Annotated in this window: 24 protein-coding genes; 10 read left to right on the top strand and 14 right to left on the bottom strand. The window is 67.9% G+C overall.

Annotated features, from left to right (window positions below):
* Nucleotides 1-9: 9 nt before the first annotated feature.
* The 3 genes from QP045_RS03680 to QP045_RS03690 are packed head-to-tail and all read left to right on the top strand — an operon-like array spanning nt 10 to nt 2,965.
* Complete coding sequence (locus QP045_RS03680; protein WP_422513608.1) at nt 10-384, top strand: hypothetical protein; 375 nt, start codon at nt 10-12, stop codon at nt 382-384.
* Entirely contained in the window at nt 381-1,778 is a 1,398-nt protein-coding gene (locus QP045_RS03685) for an NAD(P)H-hydrate epimerase (protein ID WP_422513609.1), read from the top strand. Before QP045_RS03680 ends, QP045_RS03685 begins: the two co-directional genes overlap by 4 nt.
* Nucleotides 1,769-2,965 (top strand): class I SAM-dependent RNA methyltransferase, encoded by a 1,197-nt coding sequence (locus QP045_RS03690; protein WP_422513610.1) that lies wholly within the window; start codon nt 1,769-1,771, stop codon nt 2,963-2,965. The genes QP045_RS03685 and QP045_RS03690 overlap by 10 nt, the downstream gene beginning before the upstream one ends.
* Here the strand turns inward: QP045_RS03690 and truA are convergent.
* Both truA and fmt read right to left on the bottom strand, forming a co-directional pair.
* Nucleotides 2,955-3,704, bottom strand: a complete 750-nt coding sequence (gene truA, locus QP045_RS03695; RefSeq protein WP_422513611.1) for a tRNA pseudouridine(38-40) synthase TruA — start codon at nt 3,702-3,704, stop codon at nt 2,955-2,957. The genes QP045_RS03690 and truA overlap by 11 nt on opposite strands.
* Nucleotides 3,701-4,603: a methionyl-tRNA formyltransferase gene (gene fmt, locus QP045_RS03700; protein ID WP_422513612.1), complete on the bottom strand. Its 903-nt coding sequence runs from the start codon at nt 4,601-4,603 to the stop codon at nt 3,701-3,703. Before fmt ends, truA begins: the two co-directional genes overlap by 4 nt.
* Nucleotides 4,604-4,657: 54 nt before the next feature.
* On the opposite strand from fmt, the gene recR reads away from it, so the two are divergent.
* Together recR and def are read left to right on the top strand one after the other, a co-directional pair.
* Nucleotides 4,658-5,254 carry a recombination mediator RecR gene (gene recR, locus QP045_RS03705; protein WP_422513613.1) on the top strand — a complete coding sequence of 199 codons (597 nt, stop codon included), beginning with the start codon at nt 4,658-4,660 and terminating at the stop codon, nt 5,252-5,254.
* A gap of 46 nt (nt 5,255-5,300) precedes the next feature.
* Nucleotides 5,301-5,825, top strand: a complete 525-nt coding sequence (gene def, locus QP045_RS03710) for a peptide deformylase (protein ID WP_422513614.1) — start codon at nt 5,301-5,303, stop codon at nt 5,823-5,825.
* Between the two features lie 32 nt (nt 5,826-5,857).
* Here def and QP045_RS03715 read toward each other — a convergent pair whose 3' ends face one another.
* Complete coding sequence (locus QP045_RS03715) at nt 5,858-7,522, bottom strand: formate--tetrahydrofolate ligase (RefSeq protein WP_422513615.1); 1,665 nt, start codon at nt 7,520-7,522, stop codon at nt 5,858-5,860.
* Nucleotides 7,523-7,670: 148 nt separating this feature from the next.
* On the opposite strand from QP045_RS03715, the gene QP045_RS03720 reads away from it, so the two are divergent.
* On the top strand, nt 7,671-9,065 hold the full coding sequence (locus QP045_RS03720) for a DNA recombination protein RmuC (protein WP_422513616.1): 1,395 nt from the start codon (nt 7,671-7,673) through the stop codon (nt 9,063-9,065).
* Nucleotides 9,066-9,120: 55 nt separating this feature from the next.
* Here QP045_RS03720 and QP045_RS03725 read toward each other — a convergent pair whose 3' ends face one another.
* From QP045_RS03725 to QP045_RS03760, 8 genes are read right to left on the bottom strand one after another with little or no spacing between them, the layout of a single operon-like run.
* Complete coding sequence (locus tag QP045_RS03725) at nt 9,121-9,933, bottom strand: TrmH family RNA methyltransferase (RefSeq protein WP_422513617.1); 813 nt, start codon at nt 9,931-9,933, stop codon at nt 9,121-9,123.
* Nucleotides 9,934-9,950: 17 nt separating this feature from the next.
* Nucleotides 9,951-10,223, bottom strand: coding sequence for an HPr family phosphocarrier protein (locus QP045_RS03730; protein WP_422513618.1), 273 nt, complete (start codon nt 10,221-10,223; stop codon nt 9,951-9,953).
* The gene (locus QP045_RS03735; protein WP_422513619.1) at nt 10,220-10,627 is read right to left on the bottom strand and encodes a PTS sugar transporter subunit IIA; all 408 of its coding nucleotides are present in this window, start codon (nt 10,625-10,627) and stop codon (nt 10,220-10,222) included. The genes QP045_RS03730 and QP045_RS03735 overlap by 4 nt, the downstream gene beginning before the upstream one ends.
* Nucleotides 10,628-10,649: 22 nt before the next feature.
* On the bottom strand, nt 10,650-11,573 hold the full coding sequence (gene rapZ / locus QP045_RS03740) for an RNase adapter RapZ (protein WP_422513620.1): 924 nt from the start codon (nt 11,571-11,573) through the stop codon (nt 10,650-10,652).
* A complete protein-coding gene (locus QP045_RS03745) occupies nt 11,570-12,001 on the bottom strand; it encodes an HPr kinase/phosphorylase (protein ID WP_422513621.1) in 432 nt (143 codons plus the stop codon). The genes rapZ and QP045_RS03745 overlap by 4 nt, the downstream gene beginning before the upstream one ends.
* Nucleotides 11,998-13,569 (bottom strand): stimulus-sensing domain-containing protein, encoded by a 1,572-nt coding sequence (locus QP045_RS03750; RefSeq protein WP_422513622.1) that lies wholly within the window; start codon nt 13,567-13,569, stop codon nt 11,998-12,000. The genes QP045_RS03745 and QP045_RS03750 overlap by 4 nt, the downstream gene beginning before the upstream one ends.
* Complete coding sequence (locus QP045_RS03755; protein WP_422513623.1) at nt 13,538-14,245, bottom strand: response regulator; 708 nt, start codon at nt 14,243-14,245, stop codon at nt 13,538-13,540. Before QP045_RS03755 ends, QP045_RS03750 begins: the two co-directional genes overlap by 32 nt.
* Nucleotides 14,246-14,298: 53 nt before the next feature.
* Nucleotides 14,299-16,116 carry a DUF885 domain-containing protein gene (locus tag QP045_RS03760; protein WP_422513624.1) on the bottom strand — a complete coding sequence of 606 codons (1,818 nt, stop codon included), beginning with the start codon at nt 16,114-16,116 and terminating at the stop codon, nt 14,299-14,301.
* Between the two features lie 132 nt (nt 16,117-16,248).
* On the opposite strand from QP045_RS03760, the gene QP045_RS03765 reads away from it, so the two are divergent.
* From QP045_RS03765 to QP045_RS03780, 4 genes are all read left to right on the top strand, one after another.
* Nucleotides 16,249-17,028: a hypothetical protein gene (locus QP045_RS03765; RefSeq protein ID WP_422513625.1), complete on the top strand. Its 780-nt coding sequence runs from the start codon at nt 16,249-16,251 to the stop codon at nt 17,026-17,028.
* A 65-nt stretch (nt 17,029-17,093) separates the two neighbouring features.
* On the top strand, nt 17,094-18,551 hold the full coding sequence (guaB, locus tag QP045_RS03770; RefSeq protein ID WP_422513626.1) for an IMP dehydrogenase: 1,458 nt from the start codon (nt 17,094-17,096) through the stop codon (nt 18,549-18,551).
* A 21-nt stretch (nt 18,552-18,572) separates the two neighbouring features.
* Entirely contained in the window at nt 18,573-19,754 is a 1,182-nt protein-coding gene (locus tag QP045_RS03775) for an RsmB/NOP family class I SAM-dependent RNA methyltransferase (protein ID WP_422513627.1), read from the top strand.
* Nucleotides 19,755-19,776: 22 nt separating this feature from the next.
* The gene (locus QP045_RS03780; RefSeq protein ID WP_422513628.1) at nt 19,777-20,310 is read left to right on the top strand and encodes a hypothetical protein; all 534 of its coding nucleotides are present in this window, start codon (nt 19,777-19,779) and stop codon (nt 20,308-20,310) included.
* A gap of 5 nt (nt 20,311-20,315) precedes the next feature.
* Here QP045_RS03780 and rsmA read toward each other — a convergent pair whose 3' ends face one another.
* The 3 genes from rsmA to QP045_RS03795 are packed head-to-tail and all read right to left on the bottom strand — an operon-like array spanning nt 20,316 to nt 23,547.
* On the bottom strand, nt 20,316-21,146 hold the full coding sequence (gene rsmA / locus QP045_RS03785; protein ID WP_422513629.1) for a 16S rRNA (adenine(1518)-N(6)/adenine(1519)-N(6))-dimethyltransferase RsmA: 831 nt from the start codon (nt 21,144-21,146) through the stop codon (nt 20,316-20,318).
* 2 nt (nt 21,147-21,148) lie between these two features.
* Nucleotides 21,149-22,153, bottom strand: a complete 1,005-nt coding sequence (gene pdxA / locus QP045_RS03790) for a 4-hydroxythreonine-4-phosphate dehydrogenase PdxA (protein WP_422513630.1) — start codon at nt 22,151-22,153, stop codon at nt 21,149-21,151.
* A 29-nt stretch (nt 22,154-22,182) separates the two neighbouring features.
* Nucleotides 22,183-23,547 (bottom strand): peptidylprolyl isomerase, encoded by a 1,365-nt coding sequence (locus QP045_RS03795; RefSeq protein WP_422513631.1) that lies wholly within the window; start codon nt 23,545-23,547, stop codon nt 22,183-22,185.
* Between the last annotated feature and the right edge of the window lie 52 nt (nt 23,548-23,599).

Raw genomic sequence — 23,599 nt, forward strand, 5'->3', positions numbered from 1 at the left:
AGGCCAGCGATGACACCTATCCGATATGCCCGTGTGGCCAGCCTGACGCTTCCCACCCTTTTGCTCGTGAGTTGCGGCGGAAGCAGCGCTGACGAGCCGGTGACGGGCGGGCTGCGCATCGCCTGCGCCATCGGTTCGAGCAATTTCGAAGAGGCCTGTTACGTCGATCGAGCAGAGACACCCGACGGCCTTGTGCTCACCCTGCGCAAGCCCGACGGCGGGTTTCAACGTTTGCGCGTGACGGATGATGGAAGCGGCGTTGTGGCTGCAGATGGCGCCGAGCCTGCGCTGGTGACCCTGCACGGGCCGGACCAGATCGAGGTGGCGATCGGCGATACGCGCTATCGCCTGCCGGCCCATCAGGAAGTGGGGAAGGGCGCATGAGGATCCTGCCCACGGGCGCTCCCATCCTTCGCGCCGCCGAAATGCGTGCGGCGGAGCAGCGCTGCTTTGATGCCGGCGTCGGCCAAGCCGAATTGATGGAGCGGGCATCGCTGGCGGTGGCAGGCGAAGTGGCGCGGCTGGGTGCCGGGCAGCCGGTGCTCGTGCTGGCGGGGCCCGGCAATAACGGCGGGGACGCATATGGCGTCGCCCGCCTGCTCCGGGACTGGGGTCACGACGTCGCCGTCGCCGCGCTCGGACAGCCGGCGCACGGCGCAGCGGCCGAGAACTTCGCGAAGTGGAATGCACCGGTGCAGGCTCTGGCCGAAGCGACGCCGCGCCCGGTGGTGGTGGACGGCCTGTTCGGCACCGGCATGACCCGCGCCCTCGACGACGCGGTCGCGGCGCAACTCGCGCGCCTGGTTGGGGCTGCGTCGGTTACCGTTGCGATCGATCTCCCCTCGGGCATCGCCACCGACAGCGGCGCCGATCTTGGCGCACCGGATGGAATTACCGCTACCGTCGCGCTGGGAGCCCTGAAGCCGGGGCATGTGCTCGGCGCGGGTGTCGCCAGGTGCGGGCATGTCCTCCTCGCCGACATCGGCGTGGAGGCCGCTACGGCGTGGCACAGCATCGACCGACCCGCACTGCGGGGGCCGGCTTTTGACGCCCACAAGTACCGGCGCGGGCTGGTGGTGGCCGTGGCGGGCAGCATGGCAGGCGCCTCGCGTCTTGCCGCCCGTGCCGCGCTCCACGGCGGCGCCGGCTATGTCATCCTTGCGGCGCAGGAGGCGGCATCGGGCGGGCCTGACGCGATCGTCCATCGTGCGGTCCATGACGGAAACGCACTCACAGAATTACTCACCGATGCGCGCATCGGCGCCGTGTTGGTCGGTCCGGGCCTCGGCCGGGACGACGCCGCGGTCGATCTGCTGAATGCGGCCGTCGACTGCGACCGCGACCTCGTGATCGATGGCGATGCCCTGACCTTGTTGGGATCGGATGCCGCCCACCGGCTGCGGGCGCGGGGTGCGGCGACGCTGCTGACGCCCCATGCTGCCGAGTTCTCACGCATGTTCGAGGCCGGAGAAGACAAGATCACGGCAACACTTGCCGCGGCGCAGGCTACAGGGGCGGCCGTGATCCATAAGGGTCCGGACACCGTGGTTGCCTGGCCAGACGGAAAGGTGGTCGTCGCTTCGGCTGCCTCTCCGTGGCTGTCGACCGCCGGAACCGGGGACGTGCTCGCCGGCCTGGTGGCGGCACGACATGCGGCGGGCGGTAGTGCCGACGAGGCGGTGTGGCTGCACGCGCGCGCCGCGCGACGCGCGGGCCCAGCCTTCGCCGCCGACGATTTGATTGCGCAGATTCCCGCTGCGCTGGGAGAATGCCTGTGAGCGGGAACGTGATCGTGCGGGTGGCCGCGCGCGGCGAGGGCATCTCCGCGGACGGCCGCCACGCCGCGCTCGCTGCCCCCGGGGATCTGCTCCTCGCTGACAACAGTGTCGTGCCCGGGCCGCATCATCAGCAGCCACCGTGCCGTCACTTCCCGGAATGTGGCGGATGTCAGCTTCAGCACCTTGACGAGGCAAGCTACGCGGACTTCGTGCGCGATCGCGTCCTCGGCGCGCTCGCAGGGCAGGGGCTGAACGCCGAGGTTCGACCAGCGATCGTCTCGCCGCCCCGGACGCGCCGGCGCGCGACTCTTCATGCGGAGCGGCGCGGCCGGCAGGTTCTGCTCGGGTTCACCGAGGGAAGCAGCCACCGCATCGTCGACATGATGGAATGTCATGTCCTGCTGCCCGAATTGTTTGCCCTGGTAGCGCCGCTGCGGATGCTGCTGGCCGCAATGCTGGGGGATCGTCGCGCCGATGTTCACCTCGCGCTGACCGACCGCGGGGTCGACGTGCTGATCACCGGTACGCTGGGAGACAAGCTCGCCGAGGTCGAAGCGCTTACCGCGTTTGCTGAACGCCACGGCCTCGCCCGGCTTTCGGTGGACGACGGCTATGGCCCGGAAACCCGCTGGGAGCCCGAACCCGCGACCGTCAGCTTTGCCGGCGTCCCCGTGGCGCTGCAGCCCGGCGCCTTCCTGCAAGCCACGCGGGAGGGGGAGGCGGCCCTGGTCGACGGCGTTGCCGAAGCGGTGGGGGGCGCTCCGATCGTGGCCGATCTCTTCGCGGGGCTAGGTACTTTTTCGCTGGCGTTGGCGCGGACTGCGAAGGTCTATGCGGGGGAGGCTGCGCGCGAGCCGATCCTGGCGCTGAAGGCGGCGGCGGGGCGGGCCGGGCGCCCTGTGTTTGCCGAGCATCGCGACCTCTATCGCCGACCCTTGGCTCCGGCCGAACTGGACCGCTTTGCAGCGGTGGTGCTTGATCCGCCGCGTGCCGGTGCCCGCGAACAGGCCGGTGCGCTCGCTGCGAGCAAGGTGCCGGTGGTGGCCTATGTTTCGTGTAATCCCAGCAGCTTCGCACGCGATGTGAAGACGATGTGCGATGGCGGATATCGCCTCGACTGGATCCAGCCGGTCGGTCAGTTCCGCTGGTCCACCCATGTCGAGCTGGTGGCGCGGCTCAGTCGCTGACTGGGTAGACCGCGCCGGTGAAATACAGCCCGTCCGGCGGGGCGTTGAGCCCCAGCCGGGCGCGGTCTCTTGCCTCCAATACCTCCGCGAGCAGGTCCGCGCTCCAGCGGCCCTGGCCCACGAGACCGAGGCATCCCACCATCGAGCGGACCTGGTGGTGAAGGAAGGACCGGGCGGCGGCGCGGATGACGACGCGGTCGCCGTGCCGCTCCACCTCAAGCAGGTCCAAAGTCCGCACCGGGCTTTCGGCTTGGCAATGGGCCGAGCGGAAGGTGGTGAAGTCGTGGCGGCCGACCAGGATCTGGGCGGCGGTGTGCATCGCATCGGCATCGAGTGGCTGCGGAACCTGCCAGGCGAGACCGGCCTCCCAGGTCAGGGGCGCGCGGCGGTTGACGATGCGGTATTCATAAGAGCGACCGACACAGGAAAAGCGGGCGTGCCAGTCATCAGGCACCGCCTCACACGCGAGGATCGCGACCGGATCGGGGCGAAGCAGCGCGTTCAACGCCTCCATCAGGCGGAACGGGGCGATGTCCTTCACGATCTCCACATGGGCGCGCATTGCGAGCGCATGGACGCCGGCATCGGTGCGGCCGGCCGCATGGACGGCGACCGTTTCCCCCGTAACGCGCCACACGGCGCGCTCGATCGCTTCCTGCACGCTCGGTCCGTGTGACTGGCGTTGCCATCCCATGAAGGGCCGGCCGTCAAATTCCACCGTGAGCGCGAAGCGAGTCACGAGAGCTGCGTTCCCTCTGGGATCGCGAACCCCCGCAACAGGTCTGCGGCCGGCATTGCGCCGCGACCGGCGCGCTGGACGAGCGTCGGGCGGATCGCGCCCGCGCCGCACGCGATCGTCAGCCGGTCGTCCAACACGGTTCCGGGTGTCCCGGCGCCCGGCACCACCTCTGCCGCGAGCACACGAAAACGCTCCCCATCCAGTTCGAAGAAACTGGCTGGATGGAGCGCGCGGACCTGGCGCTCGACCGCCTCGGCGGGGTGGTCGAAGCGCAATCGTGCCTCAGCCTTGTCGATCTTGGCCGCATAGGTGACGCCCGTTTCCGGTTGCGGAACAGGGGGATAGCGTTCGAAGTTGGCAAGGACTTCCACCATCGCGGTGCCGCCAAGCTGGGCAAGCTGCTCGGTGAGTTCGCCCGCCGTGGCGGTGCCGATGGCGATCCGCCGCTCAAGCCGCACGGGGCCGGTGTCGAGGCCGGCCTCCATCTGCATGATGCCGACGCCCGTCTCCACATCGCCGGCGAGGATCGCGCGCTGCACCGGCGCGGCGCCCCGCCAGCGCGGCAGCAGCGACGCATGGACATTGAGGCAGCCGAGACGGGGAGCATCGAGGACTGGCTGCGGCAGGATCAGGCCATAGGCGGCAACCACGGCGACATCAGCGCCAAGCGCGGCAAACGCCTCCTGCGCTTCTGTTGTCCTCAGCGTGGTGGGGTGCCGCACGGGAATCCCCAGCGCCTCGGCGCGGACATGAACCGGGGTCGGGGTGGGGGCCTTGCCGCGACGGCCACCGGGGCGCGGCGGTTGGGTATAGGCAGCCACGATCTCGTGCCCGGCATCGACCAGAGCGTCGAGGATGGTGACGGCGAAGTCGGGCGTGCCCATGAAGATGATGCGCATGGGGGCTCTCGACACGCTGGCGGCGCGGCACGCAACCCCCTATCTGTACCTGCGATGGCTTCCCCCGAGATCGAGGCGCTGACGCAGGCGCTGTCCCGCCTCCCTGGACTGGGCCCGCGTTCCGCGCGGCGCGCAGTGCTGCACCTGATCAAGAAGCGGGAAACCGCGCTTGTCCCGCTGCTGGCCGCGCTCGAACGGGTGAGCGAGCGGCTGTCGACCTGCTCGACCTGTGGGAATGTCGACACCTCTGATCCCTGCGCCGTCTGCTCCGATCCCCGACGCGACGCGCGCGCGCTGTGCGTGGTCGAAGAGGTCGCGGACCTGTGGGCGCTGGAGCGGTCGCGCCTGTTTCCCGGCCGCTTCCATGTGCTGGGCGGGCGGCTGTCTGCGCTGGAGGGCGTGCGGCCGGAGGATCTGGCGATCGAGGGCCTGGTCGCCCGCATCGCCAAGGGCGGCATCGACGAAGTCGTGCTGGCGATGAACGCCACGCTGGAGGGACAGACCACCGCCCATTATCTGGCCGAGCGGATCGAGGGCTATCCGGTTCGCGTCACGCAATTGGCCCATGGGCTGCCCGTCGGCGGCGAACTCGACTATCTCGACGAGGGGACGCTCGCCCAGGCATTGCGCGCGCGTCGTCCCGTGGCATGAGCAGGTTCGCTTGACGTGCCGGGGGCGCTTACCTAGCTAGCCCCTTATGGCCATCCTGCCCATCATTGAGATACCCGATCCGCGTCTGCGGCTGATTTCCACCCCGGTGGAGGCGGTCGACGACGAAGTCCGCACGCTCATCACCGACATGTTCGAGACGATGTACGATGCTCCCGGCATCGGCCTTGCCGCCATCCAGGTGGCGGTGCCGAAGCGGGTGCTGGTCATCGACCTGCAGGAGCAGGAGGATGAAGAGGGCAAGCCGGTCAAGCAGCCGCGCGCCTTCGTCAATCCGGAGATCCTGGAGACGTCGGACGAATATTCCGTCTACAAGGAAGGCTGCCTCTCGATCCCCGAGCAGTTCGCCGATGTGGAGCGCCCCGCGCGGTGCCGCGTCCGCTGGCTGGACGAGCAGGGTGCAGAGCATGACGAGTGGCTCGACGGGCTGCTGGCGACCTGCCTCCAGCACGAGATGGATCACCTGAACGGCGTGCTGTTCATCGACCACCTGTCTCGGCTGAAGCGCGACATGGTGATCAAGAAGCTCAACAAGATCCGTAAGGCGGCCTGAGGCGGCGGCGAAACGCCCGCCGCCCCGTCTACCTACGACAGGCCTTCGATCTGACCTGCGGCATTGACGTGGATGCCCTCTGCGGCGGGCTTCCGCGGCAGGCCGGGCATGGTCATGATCTCTCCGCAGATGGCGACTACGAAACCGGCGCCGGCAGCCAACCGCACTTCGCGGACGTGTACGACATGCCCGGTCGGCGCTCCCAGTTGCGTCGGATCGGTCGAGAAGCTGTACTGCGTCTTGGCCATGCACACGGGCAAGTCGCCGAAGCCGTCCGCTTCCCAGCGGCGCAGCTGGGTGAGCACGCTTGCGTCCGCGACGGCTTCCTCGGCACGGTAGATGCGGGTCGCAACCGTGTTGATCTTGTCGAACAGGCTCAACCGATCGTCATACAGCGGGACGAAGCGAGCGCTGCCTGAGTCCGTTAGTGCTGCCACAGCCTCCGCCAAATCCGCCGCGCCGGCGCCTCCATCGGCGAAATGGGTGCAGACAATCGCCTCGCATCCTTGCTGCCGGGCGATCGCGCGCACCGCTTCGATCTCCTCGGCCGTGTCGGACGCGAAGCGGTTGATCGCCACCACGGCGGGGACGCCGAATGCGCGGATATTCTCCAGATGGCGCGCTAGGTTGACGCCCCCGCGGGTCAGGGCGGCCACGTCCGGCTTGGCGAGGTCGGCCTTTGCGACGCCGCCGTTCATCTTCAGCGCGCGGACTGTTGCCACCACGACCACCGCGTCGGGGGAGAGGCCTGCCTTGCGGCACTTGATGTCGAAGAACTTCTCCGCGCCCAGGTCCGCACCGAAACCCGCTTCCGTCACCACATAGTCGGCTAGGCCGAGGGCGGTCCGGGTGGCGATCACCGAATTGCACCCGTGCGCGATATTTGCGAACGGGCCGCCGTGGACGAAGGCGGGCGTGCCCTCCAGCGTCTGGACGAGGTTGGGCTTTACCGCTTGGGCGAGGAGGGCGGCCATCGCGCCCTCCGCGTTCAGATCGCGAGCGGTCACCGCGCGGCGGTCGGCGGTATAGCCCACGATGATCCGGCCCAGCCGCGCTTCAAGGTCGGCGAGGTCACTCGCGAGGCACAGGATCGCCATAACCTCGGACGCGACCGTGATGTCGAAGCCGGACTCGCGCGGATAGCCGTTGCTGGCGCCGCCCAGCGACTGGACGATGCTGCGCAGCGCCCGGTCATTCATGTCGACCACGCGCCGCCAGCTGATGCGGCGCACGTCGAGGCCGAGTTCGTTGCCCCAATAGACGTGGTTGTCGACCATCGCAGCCAGCAAATTGTGGGCGCTGGTGATCGCGTGGAAGTCCCCGGTGAAGTGGAGGTTGATGTCCTCCATCGGGACCACCTGCGCATAGCCGCCTCCGGCAGCACCGCCCTTGGTGCCGAAGCAGGGGCCGAGCGACGGTTCCCGCAGGCAGAGCGCCGTCTTGCGGCCGCTGCGCGACAGGGCGTCGGCGAGACCGACCGACGTCGTGGTCTTGCCTTCGCCCGCGGGTGTGGGATTAATCGCGGTGACCAGGATCAGCTTCCCGCTTGCCGTTCGCTTGGGCAGCATCCCGACCGCGATCTTGGCCTTGTGATGGCCATAGGGCTCTACTGCCTGGGCGGGGATGCCGAGCGTTGCGGCCACTTCCTGGATCGGGAGCAGGGTCGCGGCGCGGGAGATTTCGATGTCGGTCTGCATGGGCGCGACTTAGGGGAGCCGGGGCCGGGCGGAAAGGGTGATCGGGGTCCCTTGCGGCTGTGCAGGGCGCGGGTTTTCCGATGTTCCGCTTGTGACCGTCGGTGGGTCCGCGTAAGTTCCGGGTTCGTTCGCTTTGAGGTGCTTTGGAATGGATGCGGTGGTTCTGCTGGTGGTCGTGCTGGCGATGGTTGCGGGGCTGGCGATTGGCTGGTTCCTGGGACAGCGCGGCGTCGCCGAGGCTCGGAGCGAGCGCGATCGGCGCGAGGGCGACTTCAAGGCGGCGATCGCGGACCTGGCGCTTGCAACCGAGCGCGCGAAGGACGCGGTTCGGCTGCGCGAGGAAGCCGACACCTTCCGCCGGGAGCTGGAGGCAGAACGCTTGGAGCATGCCCGGCTAAAGGCAACGGCAGCGGCCTTCGAGGAGCGGCTGAGCGAATTCAAGGACGCGCGAGAGGCGATGACGGCGCAGTTCCGCGAAACTGCGCAAGTGATGCTCGACGGCGCCCAGCGGTCGTTCCTGGAGCGCGCCAACGAGCGCTTCCACCAGGCCGGCGAGTCGAACGAGATGAAGCTGAAGGCGCTGCTCGGGCCGGTCGAACAGACGCTCAAGCGCTATGAGCAGAATGTCAGCAAGGTCGAGGGTGAGCGCAAGGAAGCATACGGCAACCTGGCCGGCCTCATGGAGGCGATGCGCATCGGCCAGGAGTCGGTGAAGAGCGAAGCGGCAAAGCTGGTCAACGCGCTCCGTTCGGCTCCCAAGGCGCGGGGTCGCTGGGGCGAGCAGCAGCTTCGTAACGTGCTGGAGACCTGCGGCCTTGCCGAGCACACCGATTTCGCGATGGAAGTCAGCGTCGAGAGCGAGGGCGGGCGGCTGCGTCCGGACGCCATCGTCCGCGTACCCGGCGGCAAGAGCCTGGTGATCGACGCGAAGGTGTCGCTCAACGCCTATCAGGACGCGCATGGCGCGCTCGATGAGCGGGAGCGTGCGACCCATATGCAAGCGCATGTGGCGTCCATGAAGACCCACATCACCCAGCTAGGTGCCAAGGCGTACCAGGCGCAGTTCGACGATACGCCGGATTACGTCATCATGTTCGTGCCGGGCGAGCACTTCCTGTCCGCTGCGCTGGAACACGCCCCGGACCTCTGGGACTTCGCGTTCGAGCGGCGGGTCCTGATCGCGACCCCGACCAACCTGATCGCCATTGCGCGAACCGTCGCGGCAGTGTGGCGGCAGGAGAAGCTGGCGGGCGAGGCGCGGCAGATCGCGGAACTGGGCAAGGAGCTCCATAGCCGGCTCTGCACGATGGGGACGCACGTCGCGAAGCTCGGCAAGAACCTGGAGACGGCGACCAGCGCCTACAACGCCTTTGTCGGAAGCCTGGAGTCCCAGGTGCTGACGTCCGCACGCCGGTTCGAAGCGCTCAACATCGATACCGGGGGGAAGGCGATCGACCCGCTGCCGGTGGTCGAGCAGAACACGCGCCCGCTCACCAAACTTGCTCCGGTTCTCACAGAGGTGGAGTCCGCGGCTGCGGAGTAAATGCCCGCTAGTTCAACATGCTGCAGGGAAATCCTGACAGCATGTTGAAGGTGTCTCAGCTGCCCGGGCTATGCTCAAGACGGTCGAGCACCGTGTAGGCCATTACGGCAGTAGCGACCGCGGCGTTGAGGCTATCGGCCTTTCCGCGCATGGGGATCTTGACCAGCAGGTCGCATTCGGCCGCCATGAAATCGGGCATTCCCTGCGCCTCGTTACCGGTGAGCAGGAACACCGGCGCCGCATAGGGCGGCGCACGGTAGTCGTGGTCGGTATCGAGGCTCAAGCCGACCAACTGGCCGGGGCCGGAGCGGAGCCATGGCTGGAACTCGTCCCACCGCGCGCGAGCAAGCGGAACGGTGAAGATCGCGCCCATGCTCGCGCGTACCGCCTCCACCGAAAAGGGATCCACGCAGTCGTCGAGCAGGATGACGCCGCCCGCGCCGGTCGCGTCGGCCGTGCGCAGGATCGTGCCCAGGTTGCCGGGGTCGCGAAGTCGCTCGGCCACGAGCCAGAGGGATGCGGTGCTACGGTCCAGTCGGTCCAGCGTGGCTGGCAGTTCGTCATAGACGCCCAGCACGGCTCCGGGATTGTCCTTGCCCGACAGCTTCGACAGGATGTCGGCATTGGTTTCGATCGCTTCGCCGCCGGCCGCTTCGCAGGCCGTGACCAGGGGACGCACCAACGCATGATCTGCACTCGCGCGGGTGTAGAACAGGTAGCGTGGCAAATAGCCGGCTTCGCGTGCCTCGGTGAGGATACGCAGACCTTCGGCGAGGAAAAGACCCTCGTCGCGGCGATGCTTCTTGTCGCGAAGCGTGCGGACCCGCTTTACCAGCGGGTTCGAGAAGGCAGTGATTTCTCTGGGCATGACACAAGCAGCGAGGATCAATCCTCGCCGAAACGATCCTCTACCAGCGCCACCATCTCTCCAACCACGCGGTCGGCCTCGGGGCCCTTGCCGCTGATGACGATGGTGTCGCCCATTGCGGCACCCAGCATCATCAGCCCCATGATCGAGGTCGCGGTGACTTCCGTCCCGTCCTTTTCGACGGTCAACGCAATGGGCTGGGTCGAGGCGAGCGTCACGAATTTGGCACTGGCGCGCGCGTGCAGCCCCCGGCGGTTTGCGATGCGGACTTCACGGCGGACTTCGCTCATGCGGCAGCTTCTCCCAGGACCTCGGAAGCGACTGAAATATATTTGCGGCCGGCATCGCGCGCGGCGGCGACAGCCTCGACGACCTTCATCGTCTTGCGTGCGCCGCCCAGCCGGATCAGCATCGGCAGGTTGATACCTGCGATCACCTCGATCCGCCCGGTCTCCATCAACGAAATCGCGAGATTGGACGGGGTGCCGCCGAACAGATCGGTCAGGACGATCACGCCGCTGCCGTCGTTCACCTCGTCGATGCCGCGCGCAATGTCCGCGCGGCGTTCTTCCATGTCGTCGTCCGGGCCGATGCAGACGGCGGCAATCCGTTCCTGCTGGCCAACGACATGCTCCATCGCGACGACGAACTCTTCTGCGAGCCGCCCGTGCGTCACGAGTACCAAGCCGATCATTTCTCTCGAGCCCCCGAGCAGTTCATGGAGCCTGTGGCGCACCCTCCAGCGAGTTCTGGGGCTTCATTCCCAGATCGCGGTGGGTAACCGTGGGCGAAAATCCTGCGTCGCGCAACCATGACGCCATTCGTTCTGCGACGTGGACCGAACGATGCCGCCCCCCGGTACACCCGAACGCGACCGTAACATAGGCCTTTCCTTCGGCCCGGTAGCGCGGAAGCAGGATACCCAGGAGCGTTTCGATCGCCGCCATCGACGCAGGATAGGCGGGATCATCGGCGACATAGGCGGCAACATCGGCATCCTGTCCCGTTCCGGGGCGTAGTTCGGGCACCCAATGCGGATTTCGCAGGAAGCGCATGTCGAGGACGATATCCGCGTTTCTCGGCAAGCCGCGAGCGAAGCCAAACGACATCACCGACAGCGTCGGCTCGCCATGGCCGGGGATCGCGTAGGTCGAGCGGACCTGCTTCGCGAGGTCGGCGGCCGACATGTCGGTCGTGTCGATCAGCTGGCCTGCCGTATGCCGAAGTGGTGCGAGCAGCTCACGCTCGCGCGCGATGCCGTCACTTGCCGGCCGATCGAGGGCGAGGGGGTGGCGCCGGCGCGTCTCCGAATACCGCCGTTCAAGCTCGCTGCCCGCGCAGTCGAGAAACAGTGTGCTGACGTCGCGCTGGCCTTCGTCGTTCAGCCGCTTGATCCGACGGACGATGCTCTCGGCGTCGAAACCCCGAGTACGCGACCCGATGCCCAGCGCCAACGGCTGCCCGCCGTCCCGGTGGGTTACGGGCTGCTCGGTCGCGAGCAACCGGTCGAGCAATAGCAGCGGAAGGTTGTCGACGACCTCCCAACCAAGGTCCTCAAGCGTCTTGAGCACGGTCGATTTGCCCGCGCCGGAGAGCCCGGTCACGAGGAGGATGCGTTGCGGGTCGGCCGGGGCGGTCATGCCGCGGCCGCCAGCATGCGCAGAGCAAGTTCCACCTTGATCGGCGCGGAAGGCTCCAGCGCCGGCAGCGCCACCACGGGAAGCTCTATGCCTGCGACCCGGCGACGTTCGGGCCGTTCCGGCAAACGCTCGGGCAACGGCTCGATCCGGACCAACATGGCGACAGCTACCTCCTTGCGATAGGGCAAATTGACAATGCCGATGCCCCGTATTTCGATCCGCCCGGCAATGCTTACTGGCGCGCGGCCCAGGAGTTGCGCGCCGTCCCGCTCCAGCAGCGTATAGTCGTCGCTGACCAGTTCGGCCCCCCGATCCACGAGGCGAAGGGTCAGATCGGATTTGCCGGCGCCCGATGCGCCTTCGATCAACACGCCCTGGCCGTTGATCGCCACGCAGCAGGCGTGGAGCGTCTCTGTCGGAGCGGTCACGCCGGAACCTGCGGCAGCCGTACGACGAAGCGCGCTCCGCTCAGGCGATCTTCCCGGGATTCGACTGCGATCATACCGCCATGTCCTTCGACGATGGTGCGCGCGATAGCAAGGCCGAGGCCCGAATGGATGCCGAACGCTTCGCTGGCGGGACGAACGGAATGGAAGCGCCGGAAGATCGCGTCGCGCGCCTCCTCGGGAACGCCCGGCCCTTCATCCTCGACCCGGACAATGATGTTCCCGTCCTCCGCGATCGCGGACACCGTCACCAGGCCATCGTCGGGTGAGAAGGAGACCGCGTTGTCGAGCAGGTTCTCGAACACGCGCTCCAGTCGCGAGCCTTCGCCCGACACGAGCAGCGGTCCCTCCGTCAGCTGGTCGAAGCGGATGCGGACGCCCCGGACCGCGTCGCGCTCGGCCCGCAGCCGGACCAGCGCTTGCAGCAGCGCCGCGATGTCGATCGGCTCGAACTTGGCGCGGCTGAGCTGCGCGTCGAGCCGCGATGCGTCCGAGATATCGCTGATCAGGCGATCGAGCCGGTGCACGTCGTCGCGCATGATCGCCATCAGGCGTTCCTGAAGCGCGGGATCGCGGACGTGGTCCAGGCTATCCATCGCCGATCGCAACGACGCCAGCGGGTTCTTCAACTCGTGCGTAACGTCCGCCGCAAAGGCTTCGGTCGCATCGATCCGCTGGCGCAACGCGCTGCTCATGTCGGACAGAGCGCGGGCCAGCATGCCGATTTCATCGCGACGATAGGGCAGGCGAGGCACCACCACCTCGCGCGCACGGCCCAGGCGGACGCGAACCGCGGCCCGGGCCAGCAGGCGGAGGGGCTGCACGATGGTCCGCGCAAGAAACAGCGAGAGCAGGATGGAGACGAGCGCGACGACCAGCAGGACGACGCTCAGCCGAAGACGCTCCGCCCGCACTGTCTGGACGATGTCGCGCGCGTCCACCGTCGTGTGAAGGGTCATGCCGGCAGCCAAGGGGGCGGCAGCGGTGATGACGGGCGTGCGATCCGGCGCACGCCAGACCGACGCCACGCCCCGGCCGGTGGCGACGGCGCTGCGAACCTCCGGCCACTTCAAGCCTTCGGCCTCGCCGCGTTCGCGGTAGAGCGGCGCGCGGCGGGTCCCGGCCACCGTGTCGATCAGCGCATCCAGAAGTCGTGCAACGTCCTGCTGCCAGGGCTCCTTGTCGGGATCGCGCAGACGGAAATTCTGGACGCCTTCATCCCGGCTGTCGAAGCGCTCGACGCCGGCGGCGTCATAGACGCGCAGCCGAGAGCCCTGCGCGCGCGCCATGCGCAGGAGGAGGGCGGGCCGCGCATCCGGCGCCACGGCGCGCAACGCTTCGCCGATGAGGGCGATTTCCCGCTCCGAACGGCTGACCCGAGCGTCGAGAATGCGCGCGCGAAAGCTGTCGAGGTAGAAGAAACCGCCCGCGACCAGTGCGAGGGCGAAGATGTTGACGAACAGGATGCGGGGAGTGAGGGAGACCCGCCCCGACCGGCGGGGCGTCAGCGCCTCCTCGTCACTCTTCGGAGAAACGGTAGCCGGCGCCATAAAGCGTCTCGATCGCGTCGAACTCGTTGTCGACTTGCCGGAACTTGCGCCGGATGCGCTTGATGTGGCTGTCGATGGTACGGTCATCGACATAGATGTCGTCCTGATAGGCCGCATCCATCAACTGGTTCCGCGTCTTCACGATGCCGGGACGCTGCGCCAGCGTTTCCAGGATCAGGAACTCGGTGACGGTCAGCGTTACGACCCTGTCGTCCCAGGTGACGCGGTGGCGCGCAGGATCCATCGAAAGCCGTCCGCGGACAAGCACTGGCTGCGCGGACTCCTCGCCGGTGCCGCTCGCTGCCATCGGCGTCTCCGCCCGCCGCAGGATCGCCCGGATGCGCGCGATCAGGAGCCGCTGGGAGAAGGGCTTTGCGATATAGTCGTCGGCACCCATGGCGAGGCCGAGCGCTTCGTCCAGCTCATCGTCCTTTGAGGTCAGGAAGATCACCGGGACCGAGCTTTTTTCCCGCAGGCGCCGCAGCAGCTCCAGCCCGTCCATCTTGGGCATCTTGATGTCGAGCACGGCCAGGTCTGGCGGATTGTCGACCAGCGCCTTCAGCGCGGCTTCGCCATCCGAATAGACGCGCGTCGCAAACCCATCCGCCTGCAGCGCGATGGACACTGAAGTCAGGATGTTGCGGTCGTCATCGACGAGCGCGATGGTCGCTGTCATGCCGTGCCTTTGGTTGCTTCACCGGACGCGGGTATCGCAAAGGGGAGGGCGGCTCAACCTCGCGCCTTTGCGATGAACGCGTCGACGTTGCGTTCCAGCACCGTCATCGGCACGCCGCCGCCCGTCACCACCGCGTCGTTAAAGGCGCGGAAATCATAGCGGTTGGCCAGCGCGGCCTGGGCCTTTGCGCGCAGCCGGTTGATCTCGGAATGGCCGACCTTGTAGCCGCACGCCTGCCCGGGCCAGGAGCAATAGCGGTCAACCTCGCCGCTGACCTCGGCGACGCTGGAGCCGTTCGTGGTTGCGAACCACTGGATGGCATGGTCGCGGGTCCAGCGCTTGGCATGAATGCCGCTGTCGACGACCAGGCGGCAGGCACGGAACGCGATCGACTGGAGGTAGCCGAGCCGACCGACGGGGTCGTTCTCGTACACGCCGAGTTCGTCGCCAAGCTGCTCGCCATACAGCGCCCAGCCTTCCGAAAAGGCGTTGAAGCCTAAGAGCGAGCGCATCAGCGGCAGGCGGAAGGTATATTCACCCTGCCAGATGTGGCCCGGGATCGCCTCGTGATAGGACAGGGTCGGAAGGGCGTAGCGCGGCCAGATTTCGGTGGTGCGCAGGTTGATCCAGAGCTTGCCCGGCACGCTGCCGTCGATCGAGCCGGGGCCGCCATAGGCGCCGGGCGCGCCCGCTTCCTCCACCATCGGAATGCGGCGGACCTCTGCCCGGCCCGGCACCAGCGTGTTGAAGGCGCGCGGCATGCGGGAGCGCATGTCGTTGATCCGGTCCGTCAGCAGCGCGACGATCTGCTCGCGGCCCTTGTCGTCGTTGGGGAAGAGGAAGCGCGGATCCTTGCCCAGAGCAGTCATCCGCTCGCCGACCGTTCCCTTGGTATAGCCGAGCGGCTTCAGGATCGTGTCCATCTCGCCCTGCAGCCGCGCGAGTTCCTCGCGGCCCATCGCATGGACTTCGTCGGGCGTCATGTTGGTGGTGGTCGAGGCACGCAGCGCCCAGGCGTAAAAGGCGTCGCCCTGGGGCAGCTTCCACACGCCAGCGTCGCTGGTGGCCTTCGCGCGCTGCGCCTGCAACGCCGCCTCCTGCCGCAGCAGTGCCGGGCGGACCTTCTCGTCAAGCAGCCGCGCTATCGCCTTGGCATCTGCACCGGGAATCTCGGCCGTGCGCGACGCATAGCTCTTGTAGACATCCCAGTCGGTGACCGCGCCCTGACGGCTCTTGCCGATCTGGACCAGCGTCTTGTCGAGGAGGAAGTCGGGCGGGACCACGCCGAGGCCCGTCGCCGCACGCAGGCGCTCCGTCTCGCCGTCGAGCTGATCGGAATAGGATTCCAGGCGGGCGACAAAGGCGTCGGCATCTGCCCGGTTCTCGATCTTGTGGTCGCTGTCGAGGAAGCGCGGGATGTCGAGATAGGCGCCGACGTTCTGGACAACGACATAGGGCGTGTTGCGCCATCCGCCGACCGCGACATCGCCATAGGGCAGCGCGAGCCCGTCGAGCGCGATCTCGAACGCGGTCCGAACGACGTCCACGTCCGTCCGCTTCGCGTCGGAAAGCCGGGCCGTGTCGATGGCGCGAAGCCTGGCCACGTGATCGGTGAGGTGGCGGCGAAGCAGGGCTTGTCCCGCAGGAGAGCGGTCGGTGAGCTTCGACTTGAGTGCCGCCCGCGTGCCGGTGTCTATCCCAAGGCTGGAGGCGGCCTCAGGCATGTCGGCCAGCAGGGCCTCGGCGATCTGGGAAAGCAGTGTGTCTGCTGCTGCATCGGCATTCTGCGCCGTGCGGGCCGCGGAAGGCAGCGCCTGGATCGCGACGGTGGCGGCGCCGGCAGCGAGAAGTTCGCGGCGAGTGACAGTCATGCAGGCTCCCGGAGGAAGGGGGCGGTGGCTTGCGGAAGTTCCACAGGCCGCCGCGCTTGGAATCGTGCGGCATTGCTAGCATGACCGCGCGATGAGGAAACCCCATCTAACCCGCGCTGGTGCCCCCCGCTGATGCGCCGTCGGATCCTGTTCGGGGAGCATGCGACCCAGGCGCCCGCGATCGCCCGCTTCATCGATCGCACCCGGTTCGAGCCAAGCTTCGCCGACCTCGCGCATGCGGACTTCGCACCCTTTGACCTGGTCGTGCCGCTGAGCATCGCGCAGATCGAAGCCGCGCGCGCCGCCAACGATGACGGCCGGCGGCGGGCCGTGCTGCCCACGCCGGAACTGGTGGCGCTGTGCGACGACAAGCTTGCCTGCAACCAGTGGCTGATCGCCCATGGCTTTGCCGCGCATGTGCCGGCGCTGCTTGGGCCGGAACCCGATAGCTACCCCTATATCCGGAAGTCCCGGCACGGAGATTTCGGTGCCGGCTGCATCATGGTGCCGGATGCCGCGGCGGCGGCAGCGCTGGAGCCGATCGACGCGCACTCCTTCCACCAGCGTGCCGTTGCTGGCGCGGACGAGTATGTCCTTCACCTGCTCCGGATCGACGGGGAGATCCGTTTCCGGCTTTGTTACCGGTATGACATGGGAACGCCGCTCGCGGTGCGCGGTGGCGGAGCGCGCGCGAAGGCGACGGTGCCGGCGGACGCTGCGCTGGCGCTGCCGCTGTGCAGCGCCATCCTGGACGTGATGGCATATGAGGGCACCTGCTGCTTCAACTACAAGCTTGAAGGCGGCCGGGTTCAGCTGCTGGAGATTAACCCGCGCTTCGGCGGATCCCTGGTCGGGGAAGTGAGCGCCTACCTTCAGGCGCACTTCGCCGCACTCGATCCAATCGCCCCCTAGCGCCCGGGGGCAGCCTTGGTTACATGGGCCGCCAACTTCCGACTCCCGCAGGATCTGGCGCCCCCATGGACATCCCTCTCGGTCTCACTTTCGACGACGTTCTCCTGTACCCGGCAGAATCCGACGTTCTGCCCAGCCAGGCGGACACGCGAACCCGGGTGAGCCGCGGCCTCGCACTCAACATTCCCGTGCTTTCCTCGGCCATGGATACGGTGACTGAGGCGGACATGGCGATCGTCATGGCGCAGCTGGGCGGCATCGGCGTCCTCCACCGCAATCTGGACATCGAACAGCAGGTTGCGGCCGTGCGTGCCGTCAAGCGCTTTGAGTCCGGCATGGTGGTCAATCCGATCACGATCCTGTCGGACGCTCCGCTTGCCGAGGCGCAGGCGCTGATGGAGCGCCACCGGATCAGCGGCATCCCCGTTACCGATCCCTCGGGCAAGCTGGTCGGCATCCTTACCCACCGCGACGTGCGCTTTGCCGGCGACCCGGCGCAACCGGTTGCCGAGCTGATGACGCGGGACAACCTTGCGACCGTCCCCGCCGGTGTCAGCCAGGAAGAGGCACGCCGCCTGCTGCACCAGCGCCGGATCGAGAAGCTGCTGGTGGTGGATGAAGCCTATCGCTGCGTCGGCCTCATCACCGTCAAGGACATCGAAAAGGCGGTGACCTATCCGTCGGCGACCAAGGACGCTGCCGGTCGGCTCTGCGTCGCCGCGGCGACTACCGTCGGCGACAAGGGCTATGACCGCACTGCCGCGCTGGTCGAGGCCGAGTGCGACCTGATCGTGATCGACACCGCCCACGGCCATAACCGCGAAGTCGCGCGCGCCGTCGAGCGGGTGAAGAAGCTGTCCAACTCGGTCCAGGTGATCGCCGGCAATGTCGCGACCGCAGAGGCGACCCGCGCCCTGATCGATGCCGGTGCCGATGGCATCAAGGTCGGCATCGGCCCGGGATCGATCTGCACCACGCGCGTGGTCGCAGGTGTCGGCGTGCCGCAGCTTACCGCCGTCATGGAAGCGGCCCGGGAGGCCGCCAAGTCCGGAGTTCCGGTGATCGCCGACGGCGGCATCCGCACGTCGGGCGACGTCGCCAAGGCGCTCGCCGCCGGTGCATCGGCCGTGATGATCGGATCGCTGCTCGCCGGGACCGAAGAGGCCCCGGGCGAAACCTTCCTGTACCAGGGGCGCGCTTACAAGTCGTACCGGGGCATGGGCTCGGTCGGCGCGATGGCCCGGGGTTCGGCGGACCGCTATTTCCAGCAGGACATCAAGGACCAGATGAAGCTGGTGCCGGAAGGCATCGAGGGCCAGGTGCCGTACAAGGGGCCGGCTCGCGACGTGATCCACCAGCTCGTGGGCGGCGTGAAGGCGGCCATGGGCTACACCGGATCGCCCACCATCCCTGAGCTTCAGGAGCGTGCCCGCTTCGTCCGGATCACGGGCGCCGGCCTGCGGGAAAGCCATGTTCACGACGTGACGATCACCCGTGAAGCGCCCAACTATCCGACGCGCTGATCGCGCAGACTAGGCGAGACAATGACCCCGGCGGCGCGGACCCAGGCCGCGATCGACATGCTGGACGCCGTGATCGAGGCTGCTCGCGGTGGTGGCGCTGCGGCGGACACCATCGCGCAGCGGTTCTTCGCGGCGCGCCGCTACGCCGGCTCCAAGGACCGGCGGGCGATCCGCAGCCTTGTCTATGAGGCGATCCGGAGCTTTGGCGAGCGGCCGGAGAGTGGGCGTGCGGCGCTGGTCGCACTCGCCCGCAGCCAGCCAGAGCTGGCGGCGTGCTTCGACGGCTCCCCCTATGGGCCGGCTCCGATCGAACCGGCGGAACCTGCCGCGGAGCCCGGCCTCGCGCCTGCGTGGCTGATCGACGCGTTTGCCGCGTCCGGCCTTGGAACCGACGAGATCGCGGCGCTGCTGGACCGCGCGCCGGTCGATGTGCGCGTCAACCGGCTGCGGGCCGATCGGGCCGAAGTGCAGGCAGAGATCGGCGGCGATCCGCTGCCCTTCGCTCCAGACGCGCTGCGGCTGGCGACCGATGCGCCCGTGGAGCAACTGCCGGCATGGCGGGAAGGGCGGATCGAGGTTCAGGACGCGGGTAGCCAGCTGGTCGGCAGTATCGCCGGCGCGGCTCCGGGCATGTGCGCGGTGGATCTATGCGCGGGCGGCGGCGGCAAGACGCTGTCGCTCGCTGCCAGCATGCAGAACAACGGTCGCATCATCGCGAGCGATACCGATCGCGGTCGGCTTTCGCGGCTGCCGGAGCGGGCCGCGCGCGCAGGTGTGACCATCGCCGAGACCCGGTTGCTCAACCCCAATCGCGAGGTGGAGGGGCTGGCCGACATCCAGGGCACTGCCGATCTCGTCCTGGTGGACGCGCCTTGCTCTGCGACAGGAACGTGGCGCCGTAATCCCGAGGCGCGGTGGCGGCTCACGCCCGAGCGGCTCGCACGGTTCGCCGGCGTTCAGGCGCGCCTTCTCGACGTGGCGGAAGGGCTTGTGCGTCCGGGCGGCACCCTGACCTATGTCGTCTGTTCGCTCCTCGACGACGAGGGCCGCGACCAGGTGGACGCGTTCCTCGCGCGGCATCCGGACTGGCGTGCGTTGCCGGTCGAAGCCGGCGCCGGACGGACCCATGGCGCCGGTCTTCGGTTGACGCCTTTGCACGATGGTACCGACGGCTTTTTTGTCGCGCGGCTTGCACGGTCATGATAGCCGTGCGGCCGTGACGCTTATGGAGAAGATCATGCGCCTCACCACCTTGACGGCGGCGGCCGCGCTGGCGCTGGTCAGCATCTCCACGTCGCTGAACGGGCAGCGTCCCGACGACCAGATCAACCCGCGCTCGATGGCCTTGCTCCAGCAGGGGGAGGCCGCCCGCGCCGCCGGGCAGCTCGACCGCGCGACCGGATTGATCGAGACCGCGCTGGTGGTCGATCCGCGCAATCGCCAGGGTTTCATCGCGCTGGCGGAGATCGCCCGTGCGCGCGGCCTGCCGGGCCAGTCGATACGCCTCTATCGGGAAGCGCTGGCGCTTGAGCCGACCGACCTCCGGGCGCTGCGCGGACAGGGCGAGGCGCTGGTAGCCAAGGGCGCCATCGTGAAGGCCGAGGAAAACCTCGCCAAGATCCGGAAGCTCTGCGGCAACCAGTGCACCGATGCGACTGCGCTTGCATCAGCCATCGCAAAGGGCCCGCCCGCGACAGCAACGGCGCAGCAGTCGGTTACCCCGACGCCCAAGGACGCACCGGTACCCGCAAAGCCCTGAGCCGCTCAGCCGCGCGCCGCATCCAGTGCGCGCGCCAGCGCGACGAATTCCTCGACGCAGACCGTCTCGGCGCGCCGGGTAAGGTCGATCCCGATGGCTTCTGCGGCCTCCGGCGCCCCCTGAACCGGCTTCAGGCTCTGGCGCAGCATCTTGCGACGCTGGCCGAAGGCGGCGGCGGTGATCCGTTCCAGTGTCGCCATCCGGACACCCTCCGGCATTGGCGCCGGCAGGATGTGGACCACGGCGGACATGACCTTGGGCGGCGGCGTGAATGCCGAGCGGTGCACCGGCATTGCGATCCGGGCGGTCGAACGCCATTGGGCGAGGACAGCGAGACGCCCATAGGCATCGTCGCCAGCCTGCGAAACGATCCGCTCGGCAACTTCCTTCTGGAACATCAGCGTCAGGCTTTGCCACCACGGTGCCCATTCGCCGGACAGCCAGCCGATCAGCAGCGCCGTTCCTACGTTGTAGGGAAGGTTCGAAACGATGTGCGGCTTGCCCTGAAACAATGAGGGCGCGTCGACTTCAAGCGCGTCTCCCTCGATGAGCGTAAGCTTCCCGGGGTAGGCGGCTGCAAGTTCTTCCAGCGCCGGGATGCAGCGGCGGTCGCGCTCGATCGCCGTCACCTGGGCGCCGGCCGCGAGGAGTGCGCGCGTGAGGCCGCCGGGGCCGGGACCGACCTCGAGCACTTCTTGCCCCGCAAGATCGCCGGGAACCCGTGCGATCCGCGCGAGCAACTGTCCGTCGAAGAGGAAGTTCTGGCCCAGCGCCTTGCTGGCGGTAAGCCCGTGGCGGCGAATGACCTCCCGAAGCGGGGGCAGCGTGTCTTCCATGCTTACTGGATCGTGCTGGCGCGCCGCACCGCCGCGGCCTGTGCGGCCATGCGGATCGCGGCGATCATGGCGCCTGGCTCGGCCCGGTTCTGGCCGGCGATGCCGAACGCCGTGCCATGATCGGGCGAGGTCCGCACGATCGGCAGGCCCAACGTCATGTTCACGCCCTCGTCGAAGTGCAGCGTCTTGATCGGGATCAGCGCCTGATCATGATAGAGGCAGAGCGCCACGTCATAGAGCGCCCGGGCGCGCGGGTGGAACATCGTGTCGGCGGCGAACGGCCCGTCGGCATCGATCCCCTCCGCCTTCAACTGCTCGATCGCGGGGATGAGATACTCGATCTCTTCGGTGCCGATCGCACCGCCTTCGCCCGCATGCGGGTTGAAGCCGGCGAATGCTAGCCGCGGCGCCGCGATGCCGAAGTTGCGCTGGAGCCCGCGCGCGGTGGCGCGCGCCTTGGCAACGATGAGCTCAATGCTGATGGTCGCGGCGACGCTCTTGAGCGGGATGTGCGTCGTGATCGGCACCACCCGCAGGGTCGGACCAGCGAGCATCATGACGGCGTTCTCGCGCGCCACGCCGCAGCGCTCGGCGACGAACTCGGTCTGGCCGGGATAGGTAAAGCCGATGTCGTAGAGCTGCTTCTTCGACACGGGTCCGGTCACCACCGCTCCGGCGGCGCAGGAGCGGGCGAGACCCGCAGCGAGCTCGAGAGACTGGAGCGCGCACCGGGCGCCGTCGATGTCCGGCATCCCCGGAACGACCTCACCGGCGTCCGCCGCGGCAATCACGGGCAACCCGTCCTCGAACGCCGCCACGGCCTGATCCGGATCGGTGATCGGCACGATCGGGCCGTCCCAGACCTGCTTGACCGCGCGCGGATCGCCTACGGCGAAGAACGGAGCCAGCCGGTGGGGCCGGCGAGCGGCCCAGGCCTTGGCGATAATTTCCGGCCCGATCCCGGCAGGATCGCCCATCGAGACTGCGAGCGGGGGAGCCTCGGGCATCCGCTCGCCGGAAGGCGCGGCGCTAGCGATCAGCGATACTCCACGATCGCGTCGCGACGAAGGTCGCGCAGCATGCGCTGGGCGCGAAGGTTCACGCGCTCCTGCTCGACCTGCTGCTGCACGGCCTCGGCAGAGGGCAGGCTTGCCGCACGATTTTCGTCGCGGCCGCACAGCACCAGCACGCGCACGCCCTCAGTCGGGCTGCCGAAGGGCTGGGTGGCCTCGCCGACCTGAAGCTTTACCATCAGCTCCTGGAGGGCCGGCGGCAGGTCGCGGATACGGACGGAGTCGTTGTCGACCACCTCGGCGCCCAGGTCGCTCGCCACCTTGGCCACCTCGCCGCAACCGCGGATCTTGCCGGTTGCCTCGGCGAACTGCGCAGCGAGCTTCGCCGCCTGTGCCTGGCTCGTCCCGGCCGGGAAGTTCTTCGTAAGCTGGCGAAGGCTCAGGCGCGCGTCACGCGGGTCGGCCATCAGCACCTGGCGCTTGTCGACCAGGTACAGGATCGAAAAGCCGCCCGGGGTCTCGATCGGGCCGGCAATCTGGCCGACCTGCATGCTCTGAGCCGCTTCGGACAGGGGGGCGGGAAGGGTCGCGAGGCGGATCCAGCCGAGGTCGCCCTGCACGGCGCGAGTCGAGGCTTCGGAGAAGTTGCCCGCGAAATACTCGAACGGCGCGCCCTTGCGGATCTGCTCGATGATCTTCTTGCTGGCGTCGATCACCTCGGCAGTTCGGTCCGGGGTCGCGGACAGATAGATTTCCTTGAGGTGATACTCGTCGGTACCCTTGGCCGCCTCGAGACGGTCGAGGATCGCCTTCACCTCTTCGTCGCCGACGTTGATGAAAGGCTCCACGCGGCTGCGGAGCAGACGGCTCCAGGCGAGTTCGCCCTCGATCTGCCGCTTCATCGACTTCTCGGACGAGCCGATCTGGCGGAGATAGTCGCGCATCTGGTCCGGCGTGCGCTTGAAGTTGCGCGACACGCGGGCGAAACCCTGGTCGATCTCGGCCGGGGTGACGGTGATGTCGTTGGCCTTGGCTTCCTGGATCTGCAGCGTCTCGTCGATCAGCTGGCGCACGATCTGCAGGCGAAGCTGGTCGCGATCCTGGGGGCTCAGCTTGATGTCGTTGAGCGCGACCACCAGGGCGATGCGCTGATCCACGTCCGTGCCGGTCAGCACCGCGTTGTTCACGATCGCCGTCGCCTTGCGGACGTTGGGATCCTGCTTGCCAAAGATCGTCGGGTTCTGTGGCAGGTTGAGGTTGGCCGCAGGACCCGCCTGGTCATCGGGTACGGTCTGGGCCCACAGGGTCGAGCCGGTCGCGGCACCGGCGAGCAGCAGCAGCGCGGCGGCGTTCCGGATCCGGCGCCCGTTCACGAAATTCTTGATCACCTAGCGTTCAACCTCATCAACCATGCGGCGCGGCGAGTGCACATTACAGCGC

This window comes from Sphingomonas sp. 3-13AW (genome assembly GCF_049311085.1).
Classification (GTDB): Bacteria; Pseudomonadota; Alphaproteobacteria; order Sphingomonadales; family Sphingomonadaceae; genus Sphingomonas.

Excerpts from the sequence above, each read along its gene's own strand:
- QP045_RS03680 (WP_422513608.1), top strand. The coding sequence starts at position 10 with ATGACACCTATCCGATATGCCCGTGTGGCCAGCCTGACGCTTCCCACC.
- QP045_RS03685 (WP_422513609.1), top strand. The coding sequence starts at position 381 with ATGAGGATCCTGCCCACGGGCGCTCCCATCCTTCGCGCCGCCGAAATG.
- QP045_RS03690 (WP_422513610.1), top strand. The coding sequence starts at position 1,769 with ATGCCTGTGAGCGGGAACGTGATCGTGCGGGTGGCCGCGCGCGGCGAG.
- fmt (WP_422513612.1), bottom strand. The coding sequence starts at position 4,603 with ATGCGCATCATCTTCATGGGCACGCCCGACTTCGCCGTCACCATCCTC.
- recR (WP_422513613.1), top strand. The coding sequence starts at position 4,658 with ATGGCTTCCCCCGAGATCGAGGCGCTGACGCAGGCGCTGTCCCGCCTC.
- def (WP_422513614.1), top strand. The coding sequence starts at position 5,301 with ATGGCCATCCTGCCCATCATTGAGATACCCGATCCGCGTCTGCGGCTG.
- QP045_RS03715 (WP_422513615.1), bottom strand. The coding sequence starts at position 7,522 with ATGCAGACCGACATCGAAATCTCCCGCGCCGCGACCCTGCTCCCGATC.
- QP045_RS03720 (WP_422513616.1), top strand. The coding sequence starts at position 7,671 with ATGGATGCGGTGGTTCTGCTGGTGGTCGTGCTGGCGATGGTTGCGGGG.
- QP045_RS03725 (WP_422513617.1), bottom strand. The coding sequence starts at position 9,933 with ATGCCCAGAGAAATCACTGCCTTCTCGAACCCGCTGGTAAAGCGGGTC.
- QP045_RS03730 (WP_422513618.1), bottom strand. The coding sequence starts at position 10,223 with ATGAGCGAAGTCCGCCGTGAAGTCCGCATCGCAAACCGCCGGGGGCTG.
- QP045_RS03735 (WP_422513619.1), bottom strand. The coding sequence starts at position 10,627 with ATGATCGGCTTGGTACTCGTGACGCACGGGCGGCTCGCAGAAGAGTTC.
- rapZ (WP_422513620.1), bottom strand. The coding sequence starts at position 11,573 with ATGACCGCCCCGGCCGACCCGCAACGCATCCTCCTCGTGACCGGGCTC.
- QP045_RS03750 (WP_422513622.1), bottom strand. The coding sequence starts at position 13,569 with ATGGCGCCGGCTACCGTTTCTCCGAAGAGTGACGAGGAGGCGCTGACG.
- QP045_RS03755 (WP_422513623.1), bottom strand. The coding sequence starts at position 14,245 with ATGACAGCGACCATCGCGCTCGTCGATGACGACCGCAACATCCTGACT.
- QP045_RS03760 (WP_422513624.1), bottom strand. The coding sequence starts at position 16,116 with ATGACTGTCACTCGCCGCGAACTTCTCGCTGCCGGCGCCGCCACCGTC.
- QP045_RS03765 (WP_422513625.1), top strand. The coding sequence starts at position 16,249 with ATGCGCCGTCGGATCCTGTTCGGGGAGCATGCGACCCAGGCGCCCGCG.
- guaB (WP_422513626.1), top strand. The coding sequence starts at position 17,094 with ATGGACATCCCTCTCGGTCTCACTTTCGACGACGTTCTCCTGTACCCG.
- QP045_RS03775 (WP_422513627.1), top strand. The coding sequence starts at position 18,573 with ATGACCCCGGCGGCGCGGACCCAGGCCGCGATCGACATGCTGGACGCC.
- QP045_RS03780 (WP_422513628.1), top strand. The coding sequence starts at position 19,777 with ATGGAGAAGATCATGCGCCTCACCACCTTGACGGCGGCGGCCGCGCTG.
- rsmA (WP_422513629.1), bottom strand. The coding sequence starts at position 21,146 with ATGGAAGACACGCTGCCCCCGCTTCGGGAGGTCATTCGCCGCCACGGG.
- pdxA (WP_422513630.1), bottom strand. The coding sequence starts at position 22,153 with ATGCCCGAGGCTCCCCCGCTCGCAGTCTCGATGGGCGATCCTGCCGGG.